We start from the raw sequence: 19,618 nt of genomic DNA, 5'->3' as shown, positions 1-19,618 counted from the left end.
GGCGGCGGTTCTGATAAACTTCGGCGCCATGGATGACGTGACCCCCCTGATCGAAGGCCTCAACCCCGCCCAGCGTGACGCCGTGACCGCCGAGGACCCGCACCTGCTGGTGCTGGCCGGCGCCGGCTCAGGCAAAACGCGGGTCCTTGTGCACCGCATTGCCTGGCAAATCGCCACTGGCCAGGCGTCGCCGTTCGGCGTGCTGGCGGTGACTTTCACCAACAAGGCCGCCGCTGAAATGCGTGGCCGTATCGAACAGCTTCTGGACATGCCCGCCGGCGGCATGTGGGTGGGCACCTTCCACGGCATTGCCCATCGCCTGTTGCGGGCGCACTGGCAGGAAGCCGGGCTGCCCCAGAACTTCGAGATCCTCGATGCCGAGGACCAGCAGCGCCTGGTCCGCCGGGTGATTCGCGAGCTGGGCCTCGACGAGCAGCGCTGGCCCCATCGTCAGGCCACCTGGTTCATCAACGGCCAGAAAGACGAGGGTTTGCGCGCCGCTCATATGGATATCGGCGAGGGCGACCTTTTTCTTAAGACCATGCAGAGCATCTACCAGGCCTATGAGGATGCCTGTGCCCGGGGCGGGTTGGTGGATTTCAACGAGATGCTGCTGCGGGTGCTGGAGCTGTTCCGCGACAACGATGACCTGCGAGGCCATTACCAGCGCCGCTTCCGCCACCTTCTGGTGGACGAATTCCAGGACACCAATGCTATCCAGTATGCCTGGCTGCGGCTGCTGGCCGGTGCCGGCAACTCGGTCACCATCGTTGGCGACGACGATCAGTCGATCTACGGCTGGCGCGGCGCCAAGATCGAGAACATTCACAAATTCAGCCGCGACTTCCCGGACACCCGCACCATTCGTCTGGAGCAGAACTACCGCTCCACGGGCACCATCCTGCAGGCCGCCAACGCGGTGATCAGCCATAACAGCGACCGCCTCGGCAAGGAGCTCTGGACCGACGGCGGGCACGGTGAACCGATCCGCGTATACGCCGGTTTCAACGAGGTGGACGAGGCCCGCTTTATCGCCGCCAAGGTGGAAAGCCTGGCCCAGGAGGGCATGGCTCGCCGGGAAATGGCGGTACTGTACCGCTCCAACGCCCAGTCCCGGGTGCTGGAGGAGGCCTTCCTGCAGGCCGGCATTCCCTATCGCATCTACGGTGGCCAGCGTTTCTTCGAGCGCGCCGAGATCAAGAACGCCCTGTCGTACCTGCGGCTGCTGAGCAACCGGCGCGCCGATTCCGCCTTCGAGCGGGTGGTCAACACGCCCACCCGGGGCATTGGCGCCAAGACCCTGGAGGCGTTGCGTCAGATTGCCCGGGAGCGCTCGCTGCCACTGTGGGACGCGGCGGCGGCGATGATCAACGAGCGCCTGCTCAGCGCCCGCGCCGGCAACGCCCTGCTGGCGTTCCTGCAACTGGTTGACCGTCTCGCCGAGGAGACCGCCGGGCTGGATCTGGCGGAAACCGCCGAACACGTGATCGCCGCCAGCGGCTTGCTCGAATTCCACGGCCAGGAGAAAGGCGAAAAGGGCCAGCAGCGCCAGGAGAACCTGCGCGAACTGGTCTCCGCCACCCGCCAGTTCGGCGATGAGGAAGGCGACGACGATCCCCTGGCCGCCTTCCTGGACCACGCCGCCCTGGAGTCCGGCGAAGGCCAGGCCGATGCCCACGAGGACGCGGTGCAGATGATGACCCTGCATTCCGCCAAGGGTCTGGAATTTCCGGTGGTGTTCATCTCCGGCGTGGAGGAGGGGCTGTTCCCGCACCAGATGTCCGCCGAGGACCCGGCCCGGCTCGCCGAGGAGCGGCGGCTGTGCTACGTGGGCCTGACCCGCGCCATGCGCGAGCTTTATCTCACCCATGCCGAGAGCCGCCGGCTTTACGGCAATGAGACCTTCAACCCGCCGAGTCGCTTCCTGCGCGAGATCCCCGGCGAACTGGTGGAGGAAGTGCGTGCCCGTGCTGGCGTCAGCCGGCCCATGGGTGGTGGCGGTGGGACGCTGCGCCAGGAGGACGCCAATGGTATTGTGCTGGGGGCGCGGGTGCTGCATCCGAAATTCGGCGAGGGCACGGTACTGCATTTCGAGGGCCAGGGCCCCAACGCCCGCCTGCAAATCAACTTCGATGGCGCCGGCACCAAGTGGCTGGTCAGCCAGTACGCGCGCCTGGAAGTGATCTGACACCACCCGCGATCAGTGGCATAACAACCAGTCGCACAACAACAATACGATCGGGAGATACCAATGGATCGTCGTAAATTCGTTTCCGCCCTGGGTCTGGGGCTTGGCGCCGCCGCGCTGGCCGGCTGTGGCCAGGATGACAACAACACCACCAAGGACGCCGCCCAGGCCGGTGCCGCCACCGACGGCGCCGGGAGCGGCGCCGCCAAGACCATGGAGTGGAAGCTGGTCACCGCCTGGCCGAAGAACTACCCGGGCCTGGGCACCGGCGCCAACCGCTTCGCCGAGCGGGTCACCGCCATGTCCGGCGGCCGCCTGAAGGTAAAGGTCTATGGTGCCGGCGAGCTGGTACCGGCCATGGGCGTGTTCGACGCGGTTCGTGACGGCAGCGCCGAAATGGGCCATTCCGCTTCCTATTACTGGAAGGGCAAGCACCCGGCCACGCCGTTCTTCACCGCCGTTCCGTTTGGCCTCACCGCCCAGGAAATCAACAGCTGGATGAACTTCGGCGGTGGCCAGGAACTGTGGGACGAGCTGTACGGCGAGTTCGGCATCAAGCCGCTGCCCTGCGGCAACAGCGGTACCCAGATGGGCGGCTGGTTCCGCAAGGAAGTAAACAGCCTGGAGGACATCAAGGGTCTGAAGATCCGGGCCCCCGGGCTGGCCGGCGAGATCATGCAGCGCATCGGCGCCACTCCGGTTCAGATGCCCGGCGGCGAGGTGTTCACCTCCATGCAGACCGGTGCCCTGGACGCCGCCGACTGGGTCGGCCCCTACAACGACCTGGCGTTCGGCCTGCACAAGGTGGCCGATTACTATTACTACCCGGGCTGGGCCGAGCCGGGCGCCATGCTGGAAATGATGATCAACAAGGACAAGTGGGAGGCCCTGCCGGATGACCTCAAGGCGATCGTGAAGAGCGCCGCCGAGGCGGAAAACCAGCACATCTATGACGAGTTCACCGCCCACAACGCGGAGGCGTTGCGGCAGTTGGTGGACGAGCATGGCACCCAGCTGCGCCGTTTCCCGGACGAGGTGCTGATGAAGCTGCATGAAACCAGCGAACAGGTGATCCAGGATCTGGTGGCCGGCAACGATCAGGCGCGCCGCATCTACGAATCCTACAAGAGCTTCCGGGAGTCGGTGGTGCCCTATGTGGCGGTGGCCGAGCAGTCGGCGCTCAACGTCCGTTCCATGGTGCTGGGCCAGAAAACGCCCTGAGCCGACAGGCGCCCTTCGGGCGCCGATTTTTCAGTCCCTGGGCACCGAGCGGGTGCGGCCGTTCTGGTCGATGGCCACGAAGGTGAAATGCCCCTCGGTGACCTTGGCCAGCTCACCGCTGTCCTCCACGATCCACACCTCCACCAGAATCTGCATGGAGCTGCGGCCGATGTCCTGCATGCGCGTGTAGCAGCTCACCACGGCGCCCACGGGCACCGGGCGCAGGAACGCCATGGAATCGATGGCCACGGTGGCCACCCGGCCTTTGGCGCGGGCGCGGGCGGTCACCGCGCCGGCCAGGTCCATCTGCGAAACCAGCCAGCCGCCGAAGATGTCGCCGTTCCAGTTGGCGTTCTCCGGCATGGCGATGGTTTGCAGGGCCAGGGTGCCCTGCGGCCGAGGAGTGTCGTCGTTGGTCATGTTATTGGAATCCGATGCGTGTCGTATGCGTTGATGTCGGGATTGTCTGAATCATAATTGTCCTAACCATACAGCACGCCCGGCAGCCAGGTGGCCAGTTGAGGGAAAAGGGCCAGGATGCCGAGCATGAGCAGTTGGATAAGGATAAAGGGTATCACGCCTTTATAGATGTGCGCGGTCGGCACTTCCGGCGGTGTCACCCCGCGCAGGTAGAACAGCGCGAAGCCGAACGGCGGAGTCAGGAACGAGGTCTGCAGGTTCAGGGCGATCATCACCCCCAGCCACACCGGGTCCACGCCCATGGCCAGCAGCACCGGGCCGACGATGGGCACCACCACGAAGGTGATCTCCATGAAATCGAGGATGAAGCCGAGCAGGAACACGATCAGCATCACCACCAGGATGGCGCCCACGGTGCCGCCGGGCAGGGCGTCGAACAGGTGAGCCACGGTTTCGTCGCCGCCAAAGGCGCGGAACACCAGGGAAAACAGGCTGGCGCCGATCAGGATCATGAACACCATGGCGGTGACGCGGGTGGTGCCGCGCACCGTCTCGCGCAGGATATGCCTGTCCAGCTGGCGGTTGAGGGCGGCCAGCAGCAGCGAGCCGAAAGCGCCCACGCCGGCGGCCTCGGTGGGCGTGGCGTAGCCCGCGAGGATCGAGCCCAGCACCGCCACGATCAGCAGTAGCGGCGCGACCAGGCCGCTGAGCAGGGAGGCGCTCTCGGGCACGCCGTCGACGCGGGCATCCTCGCGTTTCATGGCGGGGGCCATTTCCGGGCGCAGGGTGCTGATCGCCAGCACATAAAGCAGGTACAGACCCACCAGGATCAGGCCGGGAATCAGCGCGCCCACGAACAGGTCGCCCACGGACACCGTGTCCAGGGACCAGTTGCCCTGGCGTAGCTGGGCCTCCTGGTAGGCGGTGGACAGCACATCGCCGAGCAGCACCAGGGCGATGGACGGTGGGATGATCTGGCCCAGGGTGCCGGTGGCGCAGATCAGGCCGGTGGCCAGCCGTGGGCTGTAGCCATGGCGCAGCATGGTGGGCAGCGACAGCAGCCCCATGGTGACCACGGTGGCGCCGACGATACCGGTGCTGGCGGCCAGCAGCGTGCCCACCAGCACGATGGCCAGACCCAGGCCGCCCGGGAATACCGCCAGCAGGCGGCCCATGCTGGCCAGCAGGCGCTCCGCGACCCTGGATTTCTCCAGCATCACGCCCATGAACACGAACAGGGGCACCGCCATCAGGCTGGTGTTTTCGATGATGCCGAACAGGCGACCGGGCAGGAAGGTCAGCTCGGAGACACCGAACTGGCCGGTAAGCAACCCGCCGATGCCGAACATCAGCGCCACGCCACCCAGGCAGAACGCCACCGGGTAACCGCTGAGCAACACCACGCCCACCGCCAGGAACATCAGCAGGGGGATCAACTCCATGCGTCCCCCTCATCCTCCAGTTCCGGCTCCGGCGCACGGGTGCCGGCCAGGGTCAGGCCGTTGTGAATCAACTCCGCCACGGCTTGCACGGTGAGCAGGGCGGGCAGGGCCAGCAACAGGCTCTTGAGCACGAACACCAGCGGCAGGCCGCCGTTGTCGGAGCGCTCCAGCCCGGCCCAGCTGCGCAGCACGTACTGGAAGCTCAGGGCGAAGATGGCGATGCACAGCGGCAGCAGCAACAACAGGGTGCCCAACAGGTTGACCAGGGCTTTGCGGCGGGGGCTGAAGTGCTGGTAGAAGACGTCCACCCGCACATGCTCGTCCAGGGCCAGGGTATAGGCCGCGCCGAGCATGAACAGGGCGCCATGCAGGTAGGTGATGCTCTCCTGGAGGGCGATATTGCCGATGCCAAAGCCGTAGCGGAGCACCACCACCAGCACCATCAGCAACACCATGGCCATGGCGAACCAGGCGCAGAAATGGCCCACCCCGCAGGTAAAGGCGGTCAGCCGCTGCTGCCAGCGCATCAGAATGCGTTGTTGTCGTGAAGTCAAAATTGCCTCGCCGGGTCCCGGGTCCGGCGCGAATTATACGGATGATGGGCCTTCAGGTCAGCAAACACGCGGCCTGCGCGTCATTTTCGTATCACTTTGGCCGGTCGGCGGCGGTTCCGGGGGGTGATTTGTCATCTTAGTGTCATTTGCCGGTTGCATACTGCCCCGCGACTGGAAAACCGGGTGGCGACCGTCGCGAACCGTGTCACAGTTCCACCGTGTCACATTGTTGCAATGGTCCTTGCCCACAATCGACCTCCCCTGGCCCGGGCACCGTCGGGGGATCCGGATCAGCGAGCCCGGGCAAGGGCGGCATCGAGGGCGATGTCGCTCCATTCGCAGATGCAGACGAGGATTCAACAATGCGTTTCAAGAAAGCTCTTGGTTTGGCCTTCGCCGCCGCTTCCATGACCGCCGCCGCGGCGCCGGCCATGGCCCGTGACACCATCCAGATCGCCGGTTCTTCCACCGTGCTGCCCTACGCCAGCATCGTGGCCGAGCAGTTCGGCAACGCCTTCCAGTTCAAGACCCCGGTGGTCGGCTCCGGCGGTTCCAGCGGTGGCCTGCGTCAGTTCTGCCAGGGCGTCGGTGAAAACACCATCGACATCGCCAATGCGTCCCGCCCGATCAAATCCAGCGAGATCGAGAGCTGTGGCAAGGCCGGCGTGAAACAGATCCTGGAAGTTCGTTTCGGCTACGACGGCATCGTGTTCGCCTCCAACGCGAGCAAGGGCACCTTCAAACTCAAGCCTGAATACGTGTACAAGGCGATCGCCGCCGAAGTGCCGAAGGACGGCAAGATGGTCTCCAACCCGTACACCAACTGGTCGCAGATCGATAAATCCCTGCCCGATCAGGAAATCGTACTGGTGATCCCGGCTTCCAACCACGGCACCCGTGAAGTGTTCGAGGAGAAAGTGGTGGAAGAAGGCTGCACCGCGAAGGATGAGGACGCCTGCCTGCAGTTCCGTCAGGACGGTCGTGTGATCGAGATCTCCGGTGACTACACCGAAACCCTGGCCCGTCTGCAAGCACAGGCCGACGCGGTGGGTGTATTCGGTCTGGGCTTCTACGAGCAGAACCGTGACCGCCTGAAAGTGGCCACCATCGACGGCGTGACCCCGAGCCTGGAAACCATCGGTTCCGGCGAGTACCCGGTATCCCGCCCGCTGTTCTTCTACGTGAAGGGCGAGCACATCGGCAGCATTCCGGGTATCGAGGAATACGTGCAGTTCTTCCTGAGCGAAGACGTATCCGGTTTCGGTAGCCAGCTCGAGGAAGCCGGTCTGATCCCGCTCAACGACGAAGAGCGCGAGCAGGCGGTCGCCAACTTCGAAGACCGTAAGGTCGTAAGCAAGTAACATAGGCGCCCATGCCGATCCTCGGCCCCCGTCGGCAAAACGCTTACGGGGGCCGTTGTTTACCTGGCTTGAAGCATCGGAACACGGGTTACTGGAGTCACGATGGATAACATGACGCTGATCGTTCTGCTCCTGATCCTGATGGGCGTGGCCTATCAACTGGGTCTGACGCGGAGCCGCGCGATCGCTCGCAACACCACCGGGCGCATGAACTCCCGCCCCGGCTACTACGGATGGCTGGTGGCGCTTTGGTGCGGCCTGCCGGCGCTGTTGGTATTCATCCTCTGGACCCTGCTCGAGCCCTCGGTAATCCGTTCCGTGGTGCTCAATCAATTGCCGCCGGAGATGGCGGACCTGACCGCGCAACAAGCGGATAGCCTGATGCGGCGGCTCAATGACATCGCCAGTGGTTACGGCGTCGCCGGTGATCCGGCCGCCTACGAAGTGGCGGCGGCGGAAACCCTGTCGCGGCTGCGCTCCATTGGTGAGTTGGCCAAGATCGCGGTGATGGCGTCCCTGGCGCTGGCCGGGCTGTTCCTGGCCCGGGGTCGTATTCATGCCGACATGCGCGCCCGCAATCATGTGGAAAAGGTGATCAACGTCGGCCTGCTGCTATGCTCCGGCGTGGCGATCCTGACCACGGTGGGCATCGTCTTCTCCATGTTCGGCGAGGCGATGCGCTTCTTTTCGTTCGTGCCGCCCACGGACTTTTTCTTCGGAACCAACTGGAACCCCCGCTTCAGCAGCACCGGTGGCAACGCCTACGGTGACTTCGGCCTGCTGCCGCTGCTCTGGGGTACCTTGATGGTCAGCATCATCGCCCTGCTGGTGGCGGTGCCGCTGGGCCTGATGACCGCCATTTTCATGGCTGAATACGCGCCTGGCTGGTTGCGCTCGTTCGCCAAACCGGTGATCGAGGTGCTGGCCGGCATCCCCACCATCGTCTACGGTGTGTTCGCGCTGATGGTGGTGGGCCCGTTCTTTTCCGATCTGGGTGCCCTGGTGGGTATCCAGGTCCGTTCCACCAGCGCTCTCACCGCCGGCTTCGTGATGGGCGTGATGATCATCCCGTTCGTGTCGTCGCTGTCCGACGACATCATTACCCAGGTGCCGCAGTCGCTGCGCGACGGGTCCCTGGGCCTGGGCGCCACCAAGTCGGAAACGATCCGCCAGGTGGTGCTGCCGGCGGCCTTGCCCGGCATCGTCGGCGCCTTCCTGTTGGCCGCCAGCCGCGCCATCGGTGAAACCATGATCGTGGTGCTGGCCGCCGGCAACAGTCCGATTCTGCATGCCAACCCGTTCGAGGCGGTCTCCACGGTGACGGTGACCATCGTCAACCAGCTCACCGGCGACACCGACTTCGCCAGCCCGCAGTCCCTGGTGGCGTTCGCGCTCGGCCTGACCCTGTTCGTGATCACGCTGGGCCTGAACGTGGTGGCCCTGTACATCGTCCGTAAATACCGGGAGCAATACGACTGATGAGCAGCACGATGGATTCGGCGGCGGACAAGCGCGATCAGATACAGAGCCGGGTGGCCAGCAGTCTGCGGCGCCGTCACGCCAAGGAAAGACGCTTCAGGATGTTCGGCCTGGCGGCGGTGATGATCGGCCTGGCGTTCGTGGCGGTACTGTTCGTCAGCATCTTCTCGCGGGGGCTGCCGGCGTTCTGGCAGTCCAGCATGACCCTGGACGTCTACTTCAATCCGGAGATCCTCGATGTCGGTCCGGCGCCGGTGCGGCAGCAGGATGAATCGCCCCGGGACTTCGAGCAACGTCAGCAGTCATGGCGCACCCGGCTCACCATGGCCAACTGGAACAAGGTGATGCAGGACGCGCTGATCGCCGCCAAGCCGGAGCTGGAAGAACATCGGCGCTCGCTGCGCAAGTTGTTCACCAACGGCGAGAAATACCGGCTGCGCGACATGGTCGCGGAAGACCCGTCGCTGATTGGCCAGACCCATTCCGTCAAGCTGCTCGCCGACGCCGAGGTGGATGTCTGGGTACGCGGCAACATCGACCGCAGCCTGCCGGACTCGCGCCTGCAACTGAGCCCGGAAGTGCGTCGCATCGCCGATCAGCTGCATGATGAGGGCATCCTCAAGGTGGCGTTCAGCACCGTGCTGTTCACCAACCCGGATTCGCGCAGCTCACCGGCCTCCGCCGGTCTGGCCGGCGCTTTCATGGGCTCGCTGTTCATGATGATGGTGGTGATCTGTCTGGCGGTGCCGGTGGGCGTGGCCAGCGCCATCTACCTGGAGGAGTTCGCGCCTCAGAACAAGTTCGTGGACCTGATCGAGGTGAACATCAACAACCTGGCGGCGGTGCCTTCCATCGTGTTCGGTCTTCTGGGTGCCTCGATCTTCATCAACTACCTGAGGCTGCCGTTGTCGGCGCCGCTGGTGGGGGGGCTGGTGCTGAGCCTGATGACCCTGCCCACGGTGATTATCACCACCCGCTCGGCGCTCAAGGCGGTGCCCCCTTCGATCCGCCAGGCGGCGCTGGCGCTGGGCGCCTCGCGGGTGCAAACGGTGTTCCAGCAGGTGCTGCCGCTGGCGGTTCCCGGCATTCTCACCGGCTCCATCATCGGCATCGCCCAGGCGCTGGGCGAAACGGCGCCGCTGCTGCTGATCGGCATGAACGCCTTCGTGGCCAATATCCCGGCCACCCCGTTTGAACAATCCACGGCCCTGCCGGTCCAGATTTATCTCTGGCAGGGTAATGAAATGCGCAATTTCTTCGAGGCGCGCACCTCGGCGGCGATCATCGTGCTGGTGCTCCTGATGATCACCCTCAACGCGCTCGCCATCTGGCTGCGCAAGAAATTCGAGACAAGGTGGTGACAATGAAGATGGTTGATCCGGATGTAATGGTGCGCCGCGATGACGACCGGCAATCGCAGCGCGCGGCGTCCCAGGGCGTCAAGATGAGCGCCCGCGATGTGAAGGTGTTCTATGGTGACAACGAAGCCATCAAGGGCATCGATCTGGACATCATGGAAAATGAGGTGATCGCTTTTATCGGCCCTTCCGGCTGCGGTAAGTCCACCTTCCTGCGCACCCTCAACCGCATGAACGACACCATCGAGAATTGCCGCATCGAAGGCAAGGTGACGCTGGACGGCGAGGATATCTATGATCCGTCCCTGGACGTGGTGTTGCTGCGCGCCAAGGTGGGCATGGTGTTCCAGAAACCGAACCCGTTCCCCAAGTCGATCTACGACAACATTGCCTACGGCCCGCGTCTGCATGGTCTTGCCAAGCGTAAGTACGATCTCGATGAAATCGTCGAGAGCAGCCTGCGCAAGGCCGGGCTGTGGGAAGAGGTCAAGGACCGTCTCGATCGTCCCGGCACCGGCCTGTCCGGCGGCCAGCAGCAACGTCTGTGCATCGCCCGCGCCATCGCCGTGAGTCCGGAGGTGATTCTCATGGATGAACCCTGTTCGGCACTGGACCCGATCGCCACCGCCAAGATCGAGGAACTGATCGACGAGCTTACCGAGTCCTACACCATCGCCATCGTCACCCATTCCATGCAGCAGGCGGCGCGGGTTTCCCATCGCACTGCTTATTTTCACCTGGGTGAGCTGGTGGAAGTGAACGACACGGAGACGGTCTTCACGAATCCGGAACACGAGCTCACCGAGGCTTACATCACCGGCCGCTTCGGCTAATACCGCGGTTCCCAGGAGAACAAACATGGATCGCATGCATTTTGGTCAGCACAGCTCCTCGCAGTTCAATGAAGCGCTGGAGTCGATTCGTAACCGCCTCATGGAAATGGGCGGCCTGGTGGAAAAGCAGGTGGTGGACGCTCTGGAAGCGTTGCTGCGCGCGGACTCCGGCCTGGCCGAAAAGGTGCTGCAGACCGAGGACCGGGTCGACCAGCAGGAAATCCTCATCGACGAGGAATGCGCCCGGGTGCTGGCCCTGCGCCATCCGGCGGCCTCGGATCTGCGCCTGATCATCGCCGTCTCCAAGGCGGTGTCCGACCTGGAGCGTATCGGCGACGAGTCCGCCAAGATCGCCGCCATGGCGTTGCAGCTGGCCGAGGAAGGCGAGTCCCCGCGAGGCTACGTGGAAGTGCGCCACATCGGCAACCATGTGCGCAACATGCTGCGCGACACCCTGGATGCCTTCGCCCGCTTCGATGCCGACAAGGCGGTGGAAGTGGCCGCCGAGGACTCCGAGGTGGATCTGGAATACCGCTCCGCCATGCGCGCCCTGGTCACCTTCATGATGGAAGACCCGCGCGCCATTTCCCGGGTGCTCAACATCATCTGGTCGCTGCGCGCCCTGGAGCGCATCGGCGACCACGCCCGCAATATCGGCGAGCAGGTGATCTTCCTGGTGAAGGGCACCGACGTGCGCCATATCTCCGTCGATGAGATGGAGAAAGAGGTGAAAAAGACCTGATTGACCCGTAGCATGGCGCTGTTTTCTGCCATAAAAACTTCATGGACCCGGCCTTGCGCCGGGTCTTTTTTCGTCTAGTATATTCGTATATCCGAATATAAAGATATGAGGAAACAGAATGCACGCCGTTCAAGCTGCCCCCGTCCCGCTCTCCGTCGCCGGCCTCTGCAAATGCCTCGGCGACGAGTCGCGCCTGAGCCTGCTTTGCCTGATGCGCGTGGACCGGGAGGTGTGCGTGTGCGACCTGGTGGCTGCCCTGGATGCGCCGCAATCGACCATCTCCCGGCACCTGGCGCAGTTGCGCCAGTGTGGCCTGGTGGTGGCGCGACGGCAGGGCACCTGGATGCATTACCGGGTCAACGACGGACTTCCTGAGTGGGCGCTTACTACCATCGAAACCCTTGTGAATGAAGCGCGGGACCAGCTTGGCCTGCAACCGCAACAAGTGCGATGCAAGTAGTGTTAACAGGCCCTAACAGGAAGACCGACATGAAAACGCCGCTGAAAATACTGTTCCTGTGCACCGCCAACTCCTGCCGCTCGATCCTCGGCGAGGCCCTGGCCAACCATCTGGGCGAGGGGCGCTTGATCGCGCGCAGTGCCGGCAGCTACCCCTCCGGCCGGGTTCATCCCCGGGCCCTGGCGGTGCTGGAGCGCCACGGGGTGCCGGTGGGCCGACCGGTTTCCAAGTCCATGGATGACCTGGAAGACGAGTGGTTCGACGTGGTCATCACGGTGTGCGACGCCGCCGCCGGGGAAGCCTGCCCGGTGTGGCTGGCCGAATCCGCCAAGGTGCACTGGGGCATCCCCGATCCGGCCGCCGCCGAGGGTGACGAGGCCGATATCGAAGGGGCGTTCGAAACCACCTACCAGCGGCTGCGCGACCGGTTGGAGAAGCTGGTGGCGCTGGAGCTGGAATCCATGACGCCGCCGGGGCTCACCGCCTCCCTGCAAAAAATCCACCGGGAAGCGGGCGAGCACTGATGCCGTTCTTCGAGCGTTTTCTGAGTGTCTGGGTGGCCCTGGCGATCGCCGTCGGTGTCGCCCTGGGACTGGCCACGCCGGGCCTGTTCCAGGCGGTGGCGGCCTTCGAGGTGGCCCATGTGAATCTGGCCGTGGCGGTGTTCATCTGGGTGATGATCTACCCGATGATGATCCAGATCGACTTCGCCGCCATGAAGCAGGTGGGCGACAAACCCAAGGGGCTGCTGCTGACCCTGGTGGTGAACTGGCTGATCAAGCCGTTCACCATGGCCGCCCTGGGCTGGCTGTTCTTCAAGGTGCTGTTCGCCGACCTGGTGGACCCGGCCACCGCCAGCGAATACATCGCCGGCATGATCCTGCTGGGCGTGGCGCCCTGCACCGCCATGGTGTTCGTGTGGAGCCAACTGACCCGGGGCGACGCCAACTACACCCTGGTGCAGGTGTCGGTGAACGACATCATCATGGTGTTCGCCTTCGCCCCCATCGCCGCCCTGTTGCTGGGGGTCAGCGACATTACCGTGCCCTGGGATACCCTGGTGTTGTCCACCGTGCTGTACGTGCTGCTGCCGCTGGCGGCCGGCGTGATCACCCGGCGCGCCCTGAGCGGGCGCGGTGGCGATGCCGCCGTGGACGCCTTCGTGCACCGGCTCAAGCCGGTCAGCGTGCTCGGCCTGCTGGCCACCGTGGTGCTGCTGTTCGGCTTCCAGGCGGAAACCATTCTCGCCAAGCCCCAGGCCATCGTGCTGATCGCCGTGCCGCTGCTGATCCAGACCTATGGCATCTTCCTGATCGCCTTCGTCGCCGCCCGCTGGCTGCGCCTGCCCCACCGTATCGCCGGCCCGGCCTGCCTGATCGGCACCTCCAACTTCTTTGAGCTGGCGGTGGCGGTGGCCATCAGCCTGTTCGGCCTGTCCTCCGGCGCCGCCCTGGCCACGGTGGTGGGCGTGCTGGTGGAGGTGCCGGTGATGCTGTCGCTGGTGGCCATCGTCAATCGCACCCGACACTGGTTCGAGGCGTAGTTGTAACGTTCAACTTATAACCAGGCAGCGCCGGCGTACCAGGTGGCGAGGCCCACTTCGGTGGAGCCGGCGGTGTCGCCGAACCAGAGCTGGCCGTCCTGGATCATCGCCTGCAGTTGCATGGCGCGCTGGCAGTAGCCGGCCAGCGCCGCTTCACTGGCGGGGTCCACGTGGACGATGCGCAGGTTGCCGAAACGCCGGACCTTGTCGCGCATGCCTTCCCACCATACCTGGGGGCTCCGTTGTCCGTAGACGTAAACGGTGACCCGGCGCGCCAGGCCGCAGGCCTTGCGCAGCCGCTTTTCGTCGGGCATCCCCAGCTCAATCCAGTGTGCCAGGGTCTGATCCGGATCGTGTTGCCACAGGTCCGGTTCCTCGGTGCTGGAAAGGCCCCGGGTAAACGACAGGTCCTCGTGGGCATTGAGGGCGAAGGCCATCAGCCTCAGCATCATGCGCGACTCGGTCTCGGACGGATGCAGCGCCACGGTCAGATTGTGGGTGGCGTAGTAGTCGCGATCCAGGTCCGAGACGGTCAGCTCGGCTTTGTGAATGGTGGCGGTCAACGCCATCGATGGCTCCCCTCTTGGTTCAAAGCAGCGCCCAGACACCGAATACGATGAACAGGGCGGCGCTGATTCGGTGCGCCCAGGTTTCGAAACGCTCGCTGGCGAAGCGGTGCGCCACCCAGATCACCGGCAGGTTGGCGGCGATCATACCCGTGGTGGTGCCCAGAAGCACCGGCCAGAATTCCTGGAAGCGCACCGCCAGGGCCACCGTGGCCACCTGGGTCTTGTCGCCGATTTCGGCGATGAAGAACAGTACCAGGCTGGTCAGGAAGGGGCCGAAGCGGTATTTGTCGCCGACCTCTTCGTCCTTGTCCGGAATCAGCATCCACAGACCCAGGGCGATGAAGCTCAAACCGAGAATCCACTGCAGCCAGTTTTCCGGGATGGCGCCTGCCAGCCAGTCACCGAACCAGACGCTGATGCCGTGGTTGATCAGGGTAGCGACGATCACGCCGGCGAGAATCGGCCAGGGTTTGCGGTAGCGCACCACCAGGGCCAGCGACAACAATTGGGTCTTGTCACCGATTTCGCCCAGGGCGACCAGCAGGGTAGAGGTAAAAAAGGCGTCCAATGGAGTTCCTTAGGGGGGCGGGATCGACCAATAACCGGAGACATCGCCCGTCGATCCCGCCCCCGCGGAATACGGACAATGCCTCAGGTCTCGTCGATACCGCCTGCACGGTGATGCGTGCGGCGGGACACGATCGCCATGCGCATTGAGGCGCAAATATGTTGACGACCGTCCAGAGCGGGGTGGCTCGGCGACTACTCCCCCAAGACGGCGCCAACCATAGCCGGGTGCGCCGGGCATGGCAAGTCCGGCTGCGCCGGCGCGGCTTCATGTGTAGGCTGTGAACATCTCGAGATGGAGGAGCCGAAAGCGTGTCCACATACCACCATGGCAACCTGCGCCCGGCGCTGGTGGAAGAGGGGCTGGCGTTGCTGGCGGAAAAGGGCGGCGACGGCTTCAGCCTGCGCGAGCTGGCGCGCCGGGTGGGTGTCACCGCCAACGCCAGCTATCGGCATTTCGCCAACAAGGAGGCCTTGATGCTGGCCCTCGCCGCGGAGGGATTCCGGCGCCTGCGCGCCGCCCAGGAGGCCGCCGAGGCGGCGGCCGACAGCCCCGGTCGGCAATTGCTGGCTGGTGGTCTCAGTTATCTGCGTTTCGCCCATGCCAACCCGGCCCTGTTCCGCCTGATGTTCGGTGCCGCCGCCGCCGCCCGGCGTGGCGGTGACGATGATGATCCCGAGCTGACCGATACCTCCAACGCCGCCTTCGAGACCCTGCGGCGGGCGGTGGCCCGCGCCGGCGACGCCGACGAAGCCACGGTACGACGGACCGCCCTGCGTGCCTGGGCCATGGTGCATGGTTTCAGCCAGTTGCTGCTGGATGGACAGCTCGATCATCTTGGCGACGATCCCCTGGCCGAGGCGGAAGCCGCGCTCACCGACGCCATTCGCGCCGCCGGCCCGGTATAATCCCGCTCCCGGAGGAACCCCATGAGCGAAAACCGTTTTCTTGATATCGAAACCAAGCTGGCCTACCAGGAGGATCTGGTGGCCAGCCTCAATCGCATCGTCAGTGACCAGCAGCGCAAGCTGGACGAGATGGAAGCCGCTTACCGGAAATTGGTCGACCGGGTGGTGGAGCAGGGCGAGGAGCTGGCGGCGCTGCGTATCCAGGACGCGCCGCCGCCGCATTACTGATGCCCCGTCCCGCCAGGATGGCTGTAGGAGCGGCTTCAGCCGCGAATCGGCGTGTCAGCGGGCGGCCCCGCCACCCGGGCCGGCGGGAAGTGACAGGTGAAGGTGCTGCCCTTGCCCAGGGTGCTCTGGATTTCCAGTTTGCCGTCGTGACGCAGCATCACGTGCTTGACGATGGCCAGGCCCAGGCCGGTGCCTCCGGTCTGGGTCACGCGGCTGTTGTCCGGCCGGTAGAAGCGTTCGGTGAGCCGGGGAATGTGCTGCGGATCAATGCCGGGGCCGTCGTCGCTGACCGAGAGATGGCCGCCCTGGTTGTCCTGGCGCCATTCGATGTGAATGTGCCCCTGGGCCGGCGTGTATTTGACCGCGTTGGTGATCAGGTTGCCGAAGGCGCTTTCCAGCTCCGCCGGATTGGCCACCAGGCGCGCGTCCTCGGGCACCGTCAGGGTAATCTCGTGATCCTTCTCCCGGGCCAGGGCCAGGGCGTTTTCGCGCATGCGGTGCAGCATGCCGTGCACCGCCACGGTCTGGCCGGTGTTGTCCGCCTTGGTGTTTTCCAGCCGTGACAACAGCAGCAGGTCGTTGACCAGCGCCTCCATGCGATGGCTCTGGGTATCCATGTGATACAGCGCCCGGCGCAGGCGGGTCTGCTCCTCGGGCACGGTGTCGAGCAGGGTCTCCAGGTAACCCTTGAGCACGGTGAGCGGCGTTTTCAGCTCGTGGCTGACATTGGCCACGAAGTCCTTGCGCATCTCTTCCAGGTGGTGGAGCCGGGTCATGTCCCGGGCCAGGATCAATTGGTCGCCCTCGCCGAACTCGGTGATGCGGAACTGCAGGATGCGGTTGTCGTCCACCGGCGCCGGAATCTCCAGCGGCTCGTTGAAACGCCCCTTGGCCAGGTAATGGGTAAAGCGCGGATGGCGGATCAGGTTGGTGAGCGGTTGGCCCAGGTCCTTGTCCGGCCGCAGGCCCAGGTGCTTCTGGGCGGCGTGGTTCCAGTATTCCAGATGGCCGTGCTGGTCGATCATCACCACCACGTCCTCCAGGGCGTTCACCGATTCCTGGGCGCGCTGGATGATGCCCTGCAGGTTGTCCTGGGCGCGCCGCTCCTGGCGGAACAGGTGCTCCAGGCGGGTGTAGAACTCGCCCCACAGGCCGCCGGCGTCCGGCGGATCGGTGTGTTCCTCGCGCACCAGCCAGGTGTACAGGGCGAACAGCTGGCGGGTGCTCCAGATGATGTAGAGCCCCAGCCCGGCGATCAACGGCCAGATGGTTCGCCACAGCAGACACAGCAGCAGGGAGGCCGCCACCAGGATCAGGATGCGGTTGACTTCCTTGGCCAGACTGGCCCTCATTCCCGAGGGATGCTTCATGCAATGAACCCTAAACCATCAGGAGGCCTGGCTGGTCTTCACCGAGAACCGGTACCCCGTGCCGCGCACCGTTTGAATGAAACCGTCGAAGCCGTGCGGTGCCAGGGCCTTGCGCAGGCGGCGGATGTGCACGTCGATGGTGCGGTCCTCCACATACACGTTGGCGCCCCACACCTGATCCAGCAACTGGGTGCGTGAGTAGGCGCGCTCCTGGTGGCTCATGAAGAACTCCAGCAGCCGGTATTCGGTGGGGCCCATGTCCACCGGATTGCCGTGGGCGCTGATGCGGTGACTGACCGGGTCCAGGCACAGGCCCTCCACGTCGATGGCCTTTTCCGCGGCGGCCACCGAGGAGCGCCGCAGCACCGCCTTGATGCGGGCGATTAACTCGCGGGTGGAGAACGGCTTGGTGATGTAATCGTCGGCGCCCACATCCAGGCCCTGGATCTTGTTGTCTTCCTCGCTCTTGGCCGTGAGCATGATGATCGGCACCTCGGTGGTGGCGTCCTCGCGCTTGAGGCGGCGTGCCAGCTCGATGCCGCTTACCGACGGCAACATCCAGTCCAGCAGCACCAGATCCGGGCGCTCGTCGACGATGCGCTCATGAGCGACTTGGGCGTTCTCCGCCTCCAGTACATCGAAGTCGGCCAGTTCCAGGGCCACGGCCACCATTTCGCGGATGGCCGGTTCATCGTCAACGATCAGAATGCGGTTTCGGGACATGGCTGCAATCTCTAATTTTTCGCCGTTTTTGAATTGTCCCCTATTACATTGCCTTTTTATGACATCCCGATGACAAATTTGCACCCTTTTCAGCTTCCACCGGCAACCAGGTATTGCAGGTACAGCCCAATGAACACGCAGCCTCCGGCCCAGTGGTTGCTCAAAAAGGCGTGGAAGCAGGGCCAGCGCTCGCGGTAACGAATACGCCATTGTTGATGCACGAAACTGGCCGCCATGGCCGCCAGTCCCAGATACCAGGGCCAGGCGAAACCGAGCCGCTGGCCCACCAGCCAAAGCGCCACCAGGGTGAGCCCCTGCAGCACGCCGATGATCAGCTTGTCCAGGTCGCCGAACAGAATCGCGGTGCTCTTGATGCCGATCTTCAGGTCGTCCTCCCGGTCGCACATGGCGTACTCGGTGTCATAGGCCACGGTCCACAGCAGGTTGGTGGTGAACAGCAGCCAGGCGATCTCCGGCACGGCGCCGGTTTCCGCGGCGAACGCCATCGGCACCGCCCAACTGAAGGCGGCGCCCAGAAACAGCTGGGGCAGGTAGGTGAAGCGTTTGGTGAACGGGTAGAGCAGAGCCAGCCCCAGGCCGCCGAAGGACAGCAGAATGGTGAAGCGGTTGAGGAACAGCACCAGCACGAAGGCCAGTAACCCGAGCCCGGCGAACAGCGCCAGAGCCTGCTTCGAGGACAGCGCGCCGGTGGCCAGGGGGCGCCCCTCGGTGCGCTCCACGTGGCCGTCGAAGTCCCGGTCCGCGTAGTCGTTGATCACGCAGCCGGCGGCGCGCATCACGTACACACCGAGCACGAAGATGATGATGTGCTTGAGGCTGGGGGTGCCGTCGCCGGCGATCCACAGCGCCCACAGAGTAGGCCACATCAGCAGCATGCTGCCGATGGGTTTCTCCAGGCGCATCAGCTGGATCCAGGGCCACAGGGCCGGGTAGCGGTGTTCCACGAAAGCGAGCATAGGTCAGCGGTCCGGTTCGAGCAGCAAATCCCAGAGCGCGGGCAGGAAATGCTCGGCCACCAGCAGCGGCCGACCGCGCTTCACGAACCGGGATTGTCGCCCCCAGCACGGCCCCTGGCCAGAGGGGCTGTCACCGAAGCGTACCCATACCTGGTCGCGGTGGGCCGCCGGTCGCCGGTACAGCTCGCTGCCCAGGGAGCGGCTGCCCATGTGCGCCAGGCTGCGGTTGGCGCCGGCCAGGGTGGTCAGCGGCAGCACGCTGCGGGCCTCCACCACGGGGCGCTCGTGCACCAATAAGGTGACCTCGCGGATCAGGGCATGGCGCCGGCCCACCTGGCCGAGCTGGCGCTGCTCCTCGAGGTCCGGCGCGCCGATCAGGCGCCGCGACGGCGCCACCCGGAACGGGCCCAAGCCTCGCAGCCGTCGGGTCAGAGAGCCGGGGTCGGCCAGCCAGTCGCGGATCAGCGGGGGCAGCACAAGGCGTTCCTGGGCGCGCCAGCGGGCATCGGCGTGCAAGGCGGTATCGGGCATGATTCGGGCTCGGTCGCGACGGGCGCGGGGACTATGGCCCAGGATGACCGTTCAATCAAGCATCGGCACGAACCCTGCTTATCGCTACGGCGGCGGCTCATCGTGACCCGAGGGCAAAGTTGCCATTACTGACTGTCATTGAT

General features: G+C 64.7%; 21 protein-coding genes. 12 read left to right on the top strand and 9 right to left on the bottom strand.

Annotated elements, in window-relative coordinates:
- Positions 1 to 28: 28 nt before the first annotated feature.
- Positions 29 to 2,188 (top strand): DNA helicase II, encoded by a 2,160-nt coding sequence (gene uvrD, locus JF515_RS10965; RefSeq protein WP_203104567.1) that lies wholly within the window; start codon positions 29 to 31, stop codon positions 2,186 to 2,188.
- 63 nt (positions 2,189 to 2,251) lie between these two features.
- A complete protein-coding gene (locus JF515_RS10960; RefSeq protein WP_203104098.1) occupies positions 2,252 to 3,409 on the top strand; it encodes a TRAP transporter substrate-binding protein in 1,158 nt (385 codons plus the stop codon).
- A gap of 30 nt (positions 3,410 to 3,439) precedes the next feature.
- Here JF515_RS10960 and JF515_RS10955 read toward each other — a convergent pair whose 3' ends face one another.
- From JF515_RS10955 to JF515_RS10945, 3 genes are all read right to left on the bottom strand, one after another.
- Positions 3,440 to 3,829: an acyl-CoA thioesterase gene (locus tag JF515_RS10955; RefSeq protein WP_203104096.1), complete on the bottom strand. Its 390-nt coding sequence runs from the start codon at positions 3,827 to 3,829 to the stop codon at positions 3,440 to 3,442.
- A 62-nt stretch (positions 3,830 to 3,891) separates the two neighbouring features.
- A complete protein-coding gene (locus tag JF515_RS10950; RefSeq protein WP_203104094.1) occupies positions 3,892 to 5,271 on the bottom strand; it encodes a TRAP transporter large permease in 1,380 nt (459 codons plus the stop codon).
- On the bottom strand, positions 5,262 to 5,825 hold the full coding sequence (locus tag JF515_RS10945; RefSeq protein ID WP_238400965.1) for a TRAP transporter small permease subunit: 564 nt from the start codon (positions 5,823 to 5,825) through the stop codon (positions 5,262 to 5,264). The genes JF515_RS10950 and JF515_RS10945 overlap by 10 nt, the downstream gene beginning before the upstream one ends.
- A gap of 362 nt (positions 5,826 to 6,187) precedes the next feature.
- Here JF515_RS10945 and JF515_RS10940 point away from each other — a divergent pair, with 362 nt between their 5' ends.
- The 8 genes from JF515_RS10940 (at position 6,188) to arsB (ending at position 13,601) form a co-directional block, all read left to right on the top strand.
- Positions 6,188 to 7,186 (top strand): substrate-binding domain-containing protein, encoded by a 999-nt coding sequence (locus JF515_RS10940; protein WP_203104092.1) that lies wholly within the window; start codon positions 6,188 to 6,190, stop codon positions 7,184 to 7,186.
- Positions 7,187 to 7,288: 102 nt separating this feature from the next.
- Positions 7,289 to 8,665: a phosphate ABC transporter permease subunit PstC gene (pstC, locus tag JF515_RS10935; RefSeq protein ID WP_203104091.1), complete on the top strand. Its 1,377-nt coding sequence runs from the start codon at positions 7,289 to 7,291 to the stop codon at positions 8,663 to 8,665.
- Positions 8,665 to 10,026, top strand: a complete 1,362-nt coding sequence (gene pstA, locus JF515_RS10930; RefSeq protein WP_238400964.1) for a phosphate ABC transporter permease PstA — start codon at positions 8,665 to 8,667, stop codon at positions 10,024 to 10,026. Before pstC ends, pstA begins: the two co-directional genes overlap by 1 nt.
- Positions 10,027 to 10,052: 26 nt before the next feature.
- On the top strand, positions 10,053 to 10,856 hold the full coding sequence (gene pstB, locus JF515_RS10925; RefSeq protein WP_238401030.1) for a phosphate ABC transporter ATP-binding protein PstB: 804 nt from the start codon (positions 10,053 to 10,055) through the stop codon (positions 10,854 to 10,856).
- Between the two features lie 25 nt (positions 10,857 to 10,881).
- Positions 10,882 to 11,598, top strand: a complete 717-nt coding sequence (gene phoU, locus JF515_RS10920) for a phosphate signaling complex protein PhoU (RefSeq protein WP_203104089.1) — start codon at positions 10,882 to 10,884, stop codon at positions 11,596 to 11,598.
- A gap of 118 nt (positions 11,599 to 11,716) precedes the next feature.
- Entirely contained in the window at positions 11,717 to 12,058 is a 342-nt protein-coding gene (locus JF515_RS10915; protein WP_203104087.1) for an ArsR/SmtB family transcription factor, read from the top strand.
- Positions 12,059 to 12,087: 29 nt separating this feature from the next.
- Positions 12,088 to 12,582 carry an arsenate reductase ArsC gene (locus JF515_RS10910; RefSeq protein WP_203104085.1) on the top strand — a complete coding sequence of 165 codons (495 nt, stop codon included), beginning with the start codon at positions 12,088 to 12,090 and terminating at the stop codon, positions 12,580 to 12,582.
- Positions 12,582 to 13,601, top strand: a complete 1,020-nt coding sequence (gene arsB, locus JF515_RS10905) for an ACR3 family arsenite efflux transporter (RefSeq protein WP_203104083.1) — start codon at positions 12,582 to 12,584, stop codon at positions 13,599 to 13,601. Before JF515_RS10910 ends, arsB begins: the two co-directional genes overlap by 1 nt.
- A gap of 14 nt (positions 13,602 to 13,615) precedes the next feature.
- Here arsB and JF515_RS10900 read toward each other — a convergent pair whose 3' ends face one another.
- On the bottom strand, positions 13,616 to 14,170 hold the full coding sequence (locus JF515_RS10900) for a YaeQ family protein (protein ID WP_203104081.1): 555 nt from the start codon (positions 14,168 to 14,170) through the stop codon (positions 13,616 to 13,618).
- Positions 14,171 to 14,189: 19 nt separating this feature from the next.
- Positions 14,190 to 14,738: a TMEM165/GDT1 family protein gene (locus JF515_RS10895; RefSeq protein ID WP_203104079.1), complete on the bottom strand. Its 549-nt coding sequence runs from the start codon at positions 14,736 to 14,738 to the stop codon at positions 14,190 to 14,192.
- Between the two features lie 311 nt (positions 14,739 to 15,049).
- Here JF515_RS10895 and JF515_RS10890 point away from each other — a divergent pair, with 311 nt between their 5' ends.
- Positions 15,050 to 15,646: a TetR/AcrR family transcriptional regulator gene (locus tag JF515_RS10890; RefSeq protein ID WP_338015203.1), complete on the top strand. Its 597-nt coding sequence runs from the start codon at positions 15,050 to 15,052 to the stop codon at positions 15,644 to 15,646.
- A 21-nt stretch (positions 15,647 to 15,667) separates the two neighbouring features.
- Positions 15,668 to 15,874 (top strand): SlyX family protein, encoded by a 207-nt coding sequence (locus tag JF515_RS10885; RefSeq protein WP_203104077.1) that lies wholly within the window; start codon positions 15,668 to 15,670, stop codon positions 15,872 to 15,874.
- Between the two features lie 35 nt (positions 15,875 to 15,909).
- On the opposite strand, the gene phoR is transcribed toward JF515_RS10885, so the two are convergent.
- The 4 genes from phoR to JF515_RS10865 form a co-directional block, all read right to left on the bottom strand.
- Positions 15,910 to 17,226 carry a phosphate regulon sensor histidine kinase PhoR gene (gene phoR / locus JF515_RS10880; RefSeq protein WP_203104076.1) on the bottom strand — a complete coding sequence of 439 codons (1,317 nt, stop codon included), beginning with the start codon at positions 17,224 to 17,226 and terminating at the stop codon, positions 15,910 to 15,912.
- Between the two features lie 36 nt (positions 17,227 to 17,262).
- Positions 17,263 to 17,967, bottom strand: coding sequence for a phosphate regulon transcriptional regulator PhoB (gene phoB / locus JF515_RS10875; protein ID WP_203104074.1), 705 nt, complete (start codon positions 17,965 to 17,967; stop codon positions 17,263 to 17,265).
- Positions 17,968 to 18,056: 89 nt separating this feature from the next.
- A complete protein-coding gene (gene ubiA, locus JF515_RS10870) occupies positions 18,057 to 18,944 on the bottom strand; it encodes a 4-hydroxybenzoate octaprenyltransferase (RefSeq protein ID WP_203104072.1) in 888 nt (295 codons plus the stop codon).
- Between the two features lie 3 nt (positions 18,945 to 18,947).
- Positions 18,948 to 19,475, bottom strand: a complete 528-nt coding sequence (locus tag JF515_RS10865; protein WP_203104070.1) for a chorismate--pyruvate lyase family protein — start codon at positions 19,473 to 19,475, stop codon at positions 18,948 to 18,950.
- Between the last annotated feature and the right edge of the window lie 143 nt (positions 19,476 to 19,618).

It is taken from the genome of Alloalcanivorax marinus (assembly GCF_016785095.1).
GTDB lineage: Bacteria > Pseudomonadota > Gammaproteobacteria > Pseudomonadales > Alcanivoracaceae > Alloalcanivorax > Alloalcanivorax marinus_A.
The sequence above is the reverse complement of the archived record's forward strand: the minus strand, read 5'-3'. Positions and strand labels throughout refer to the sequence as shown.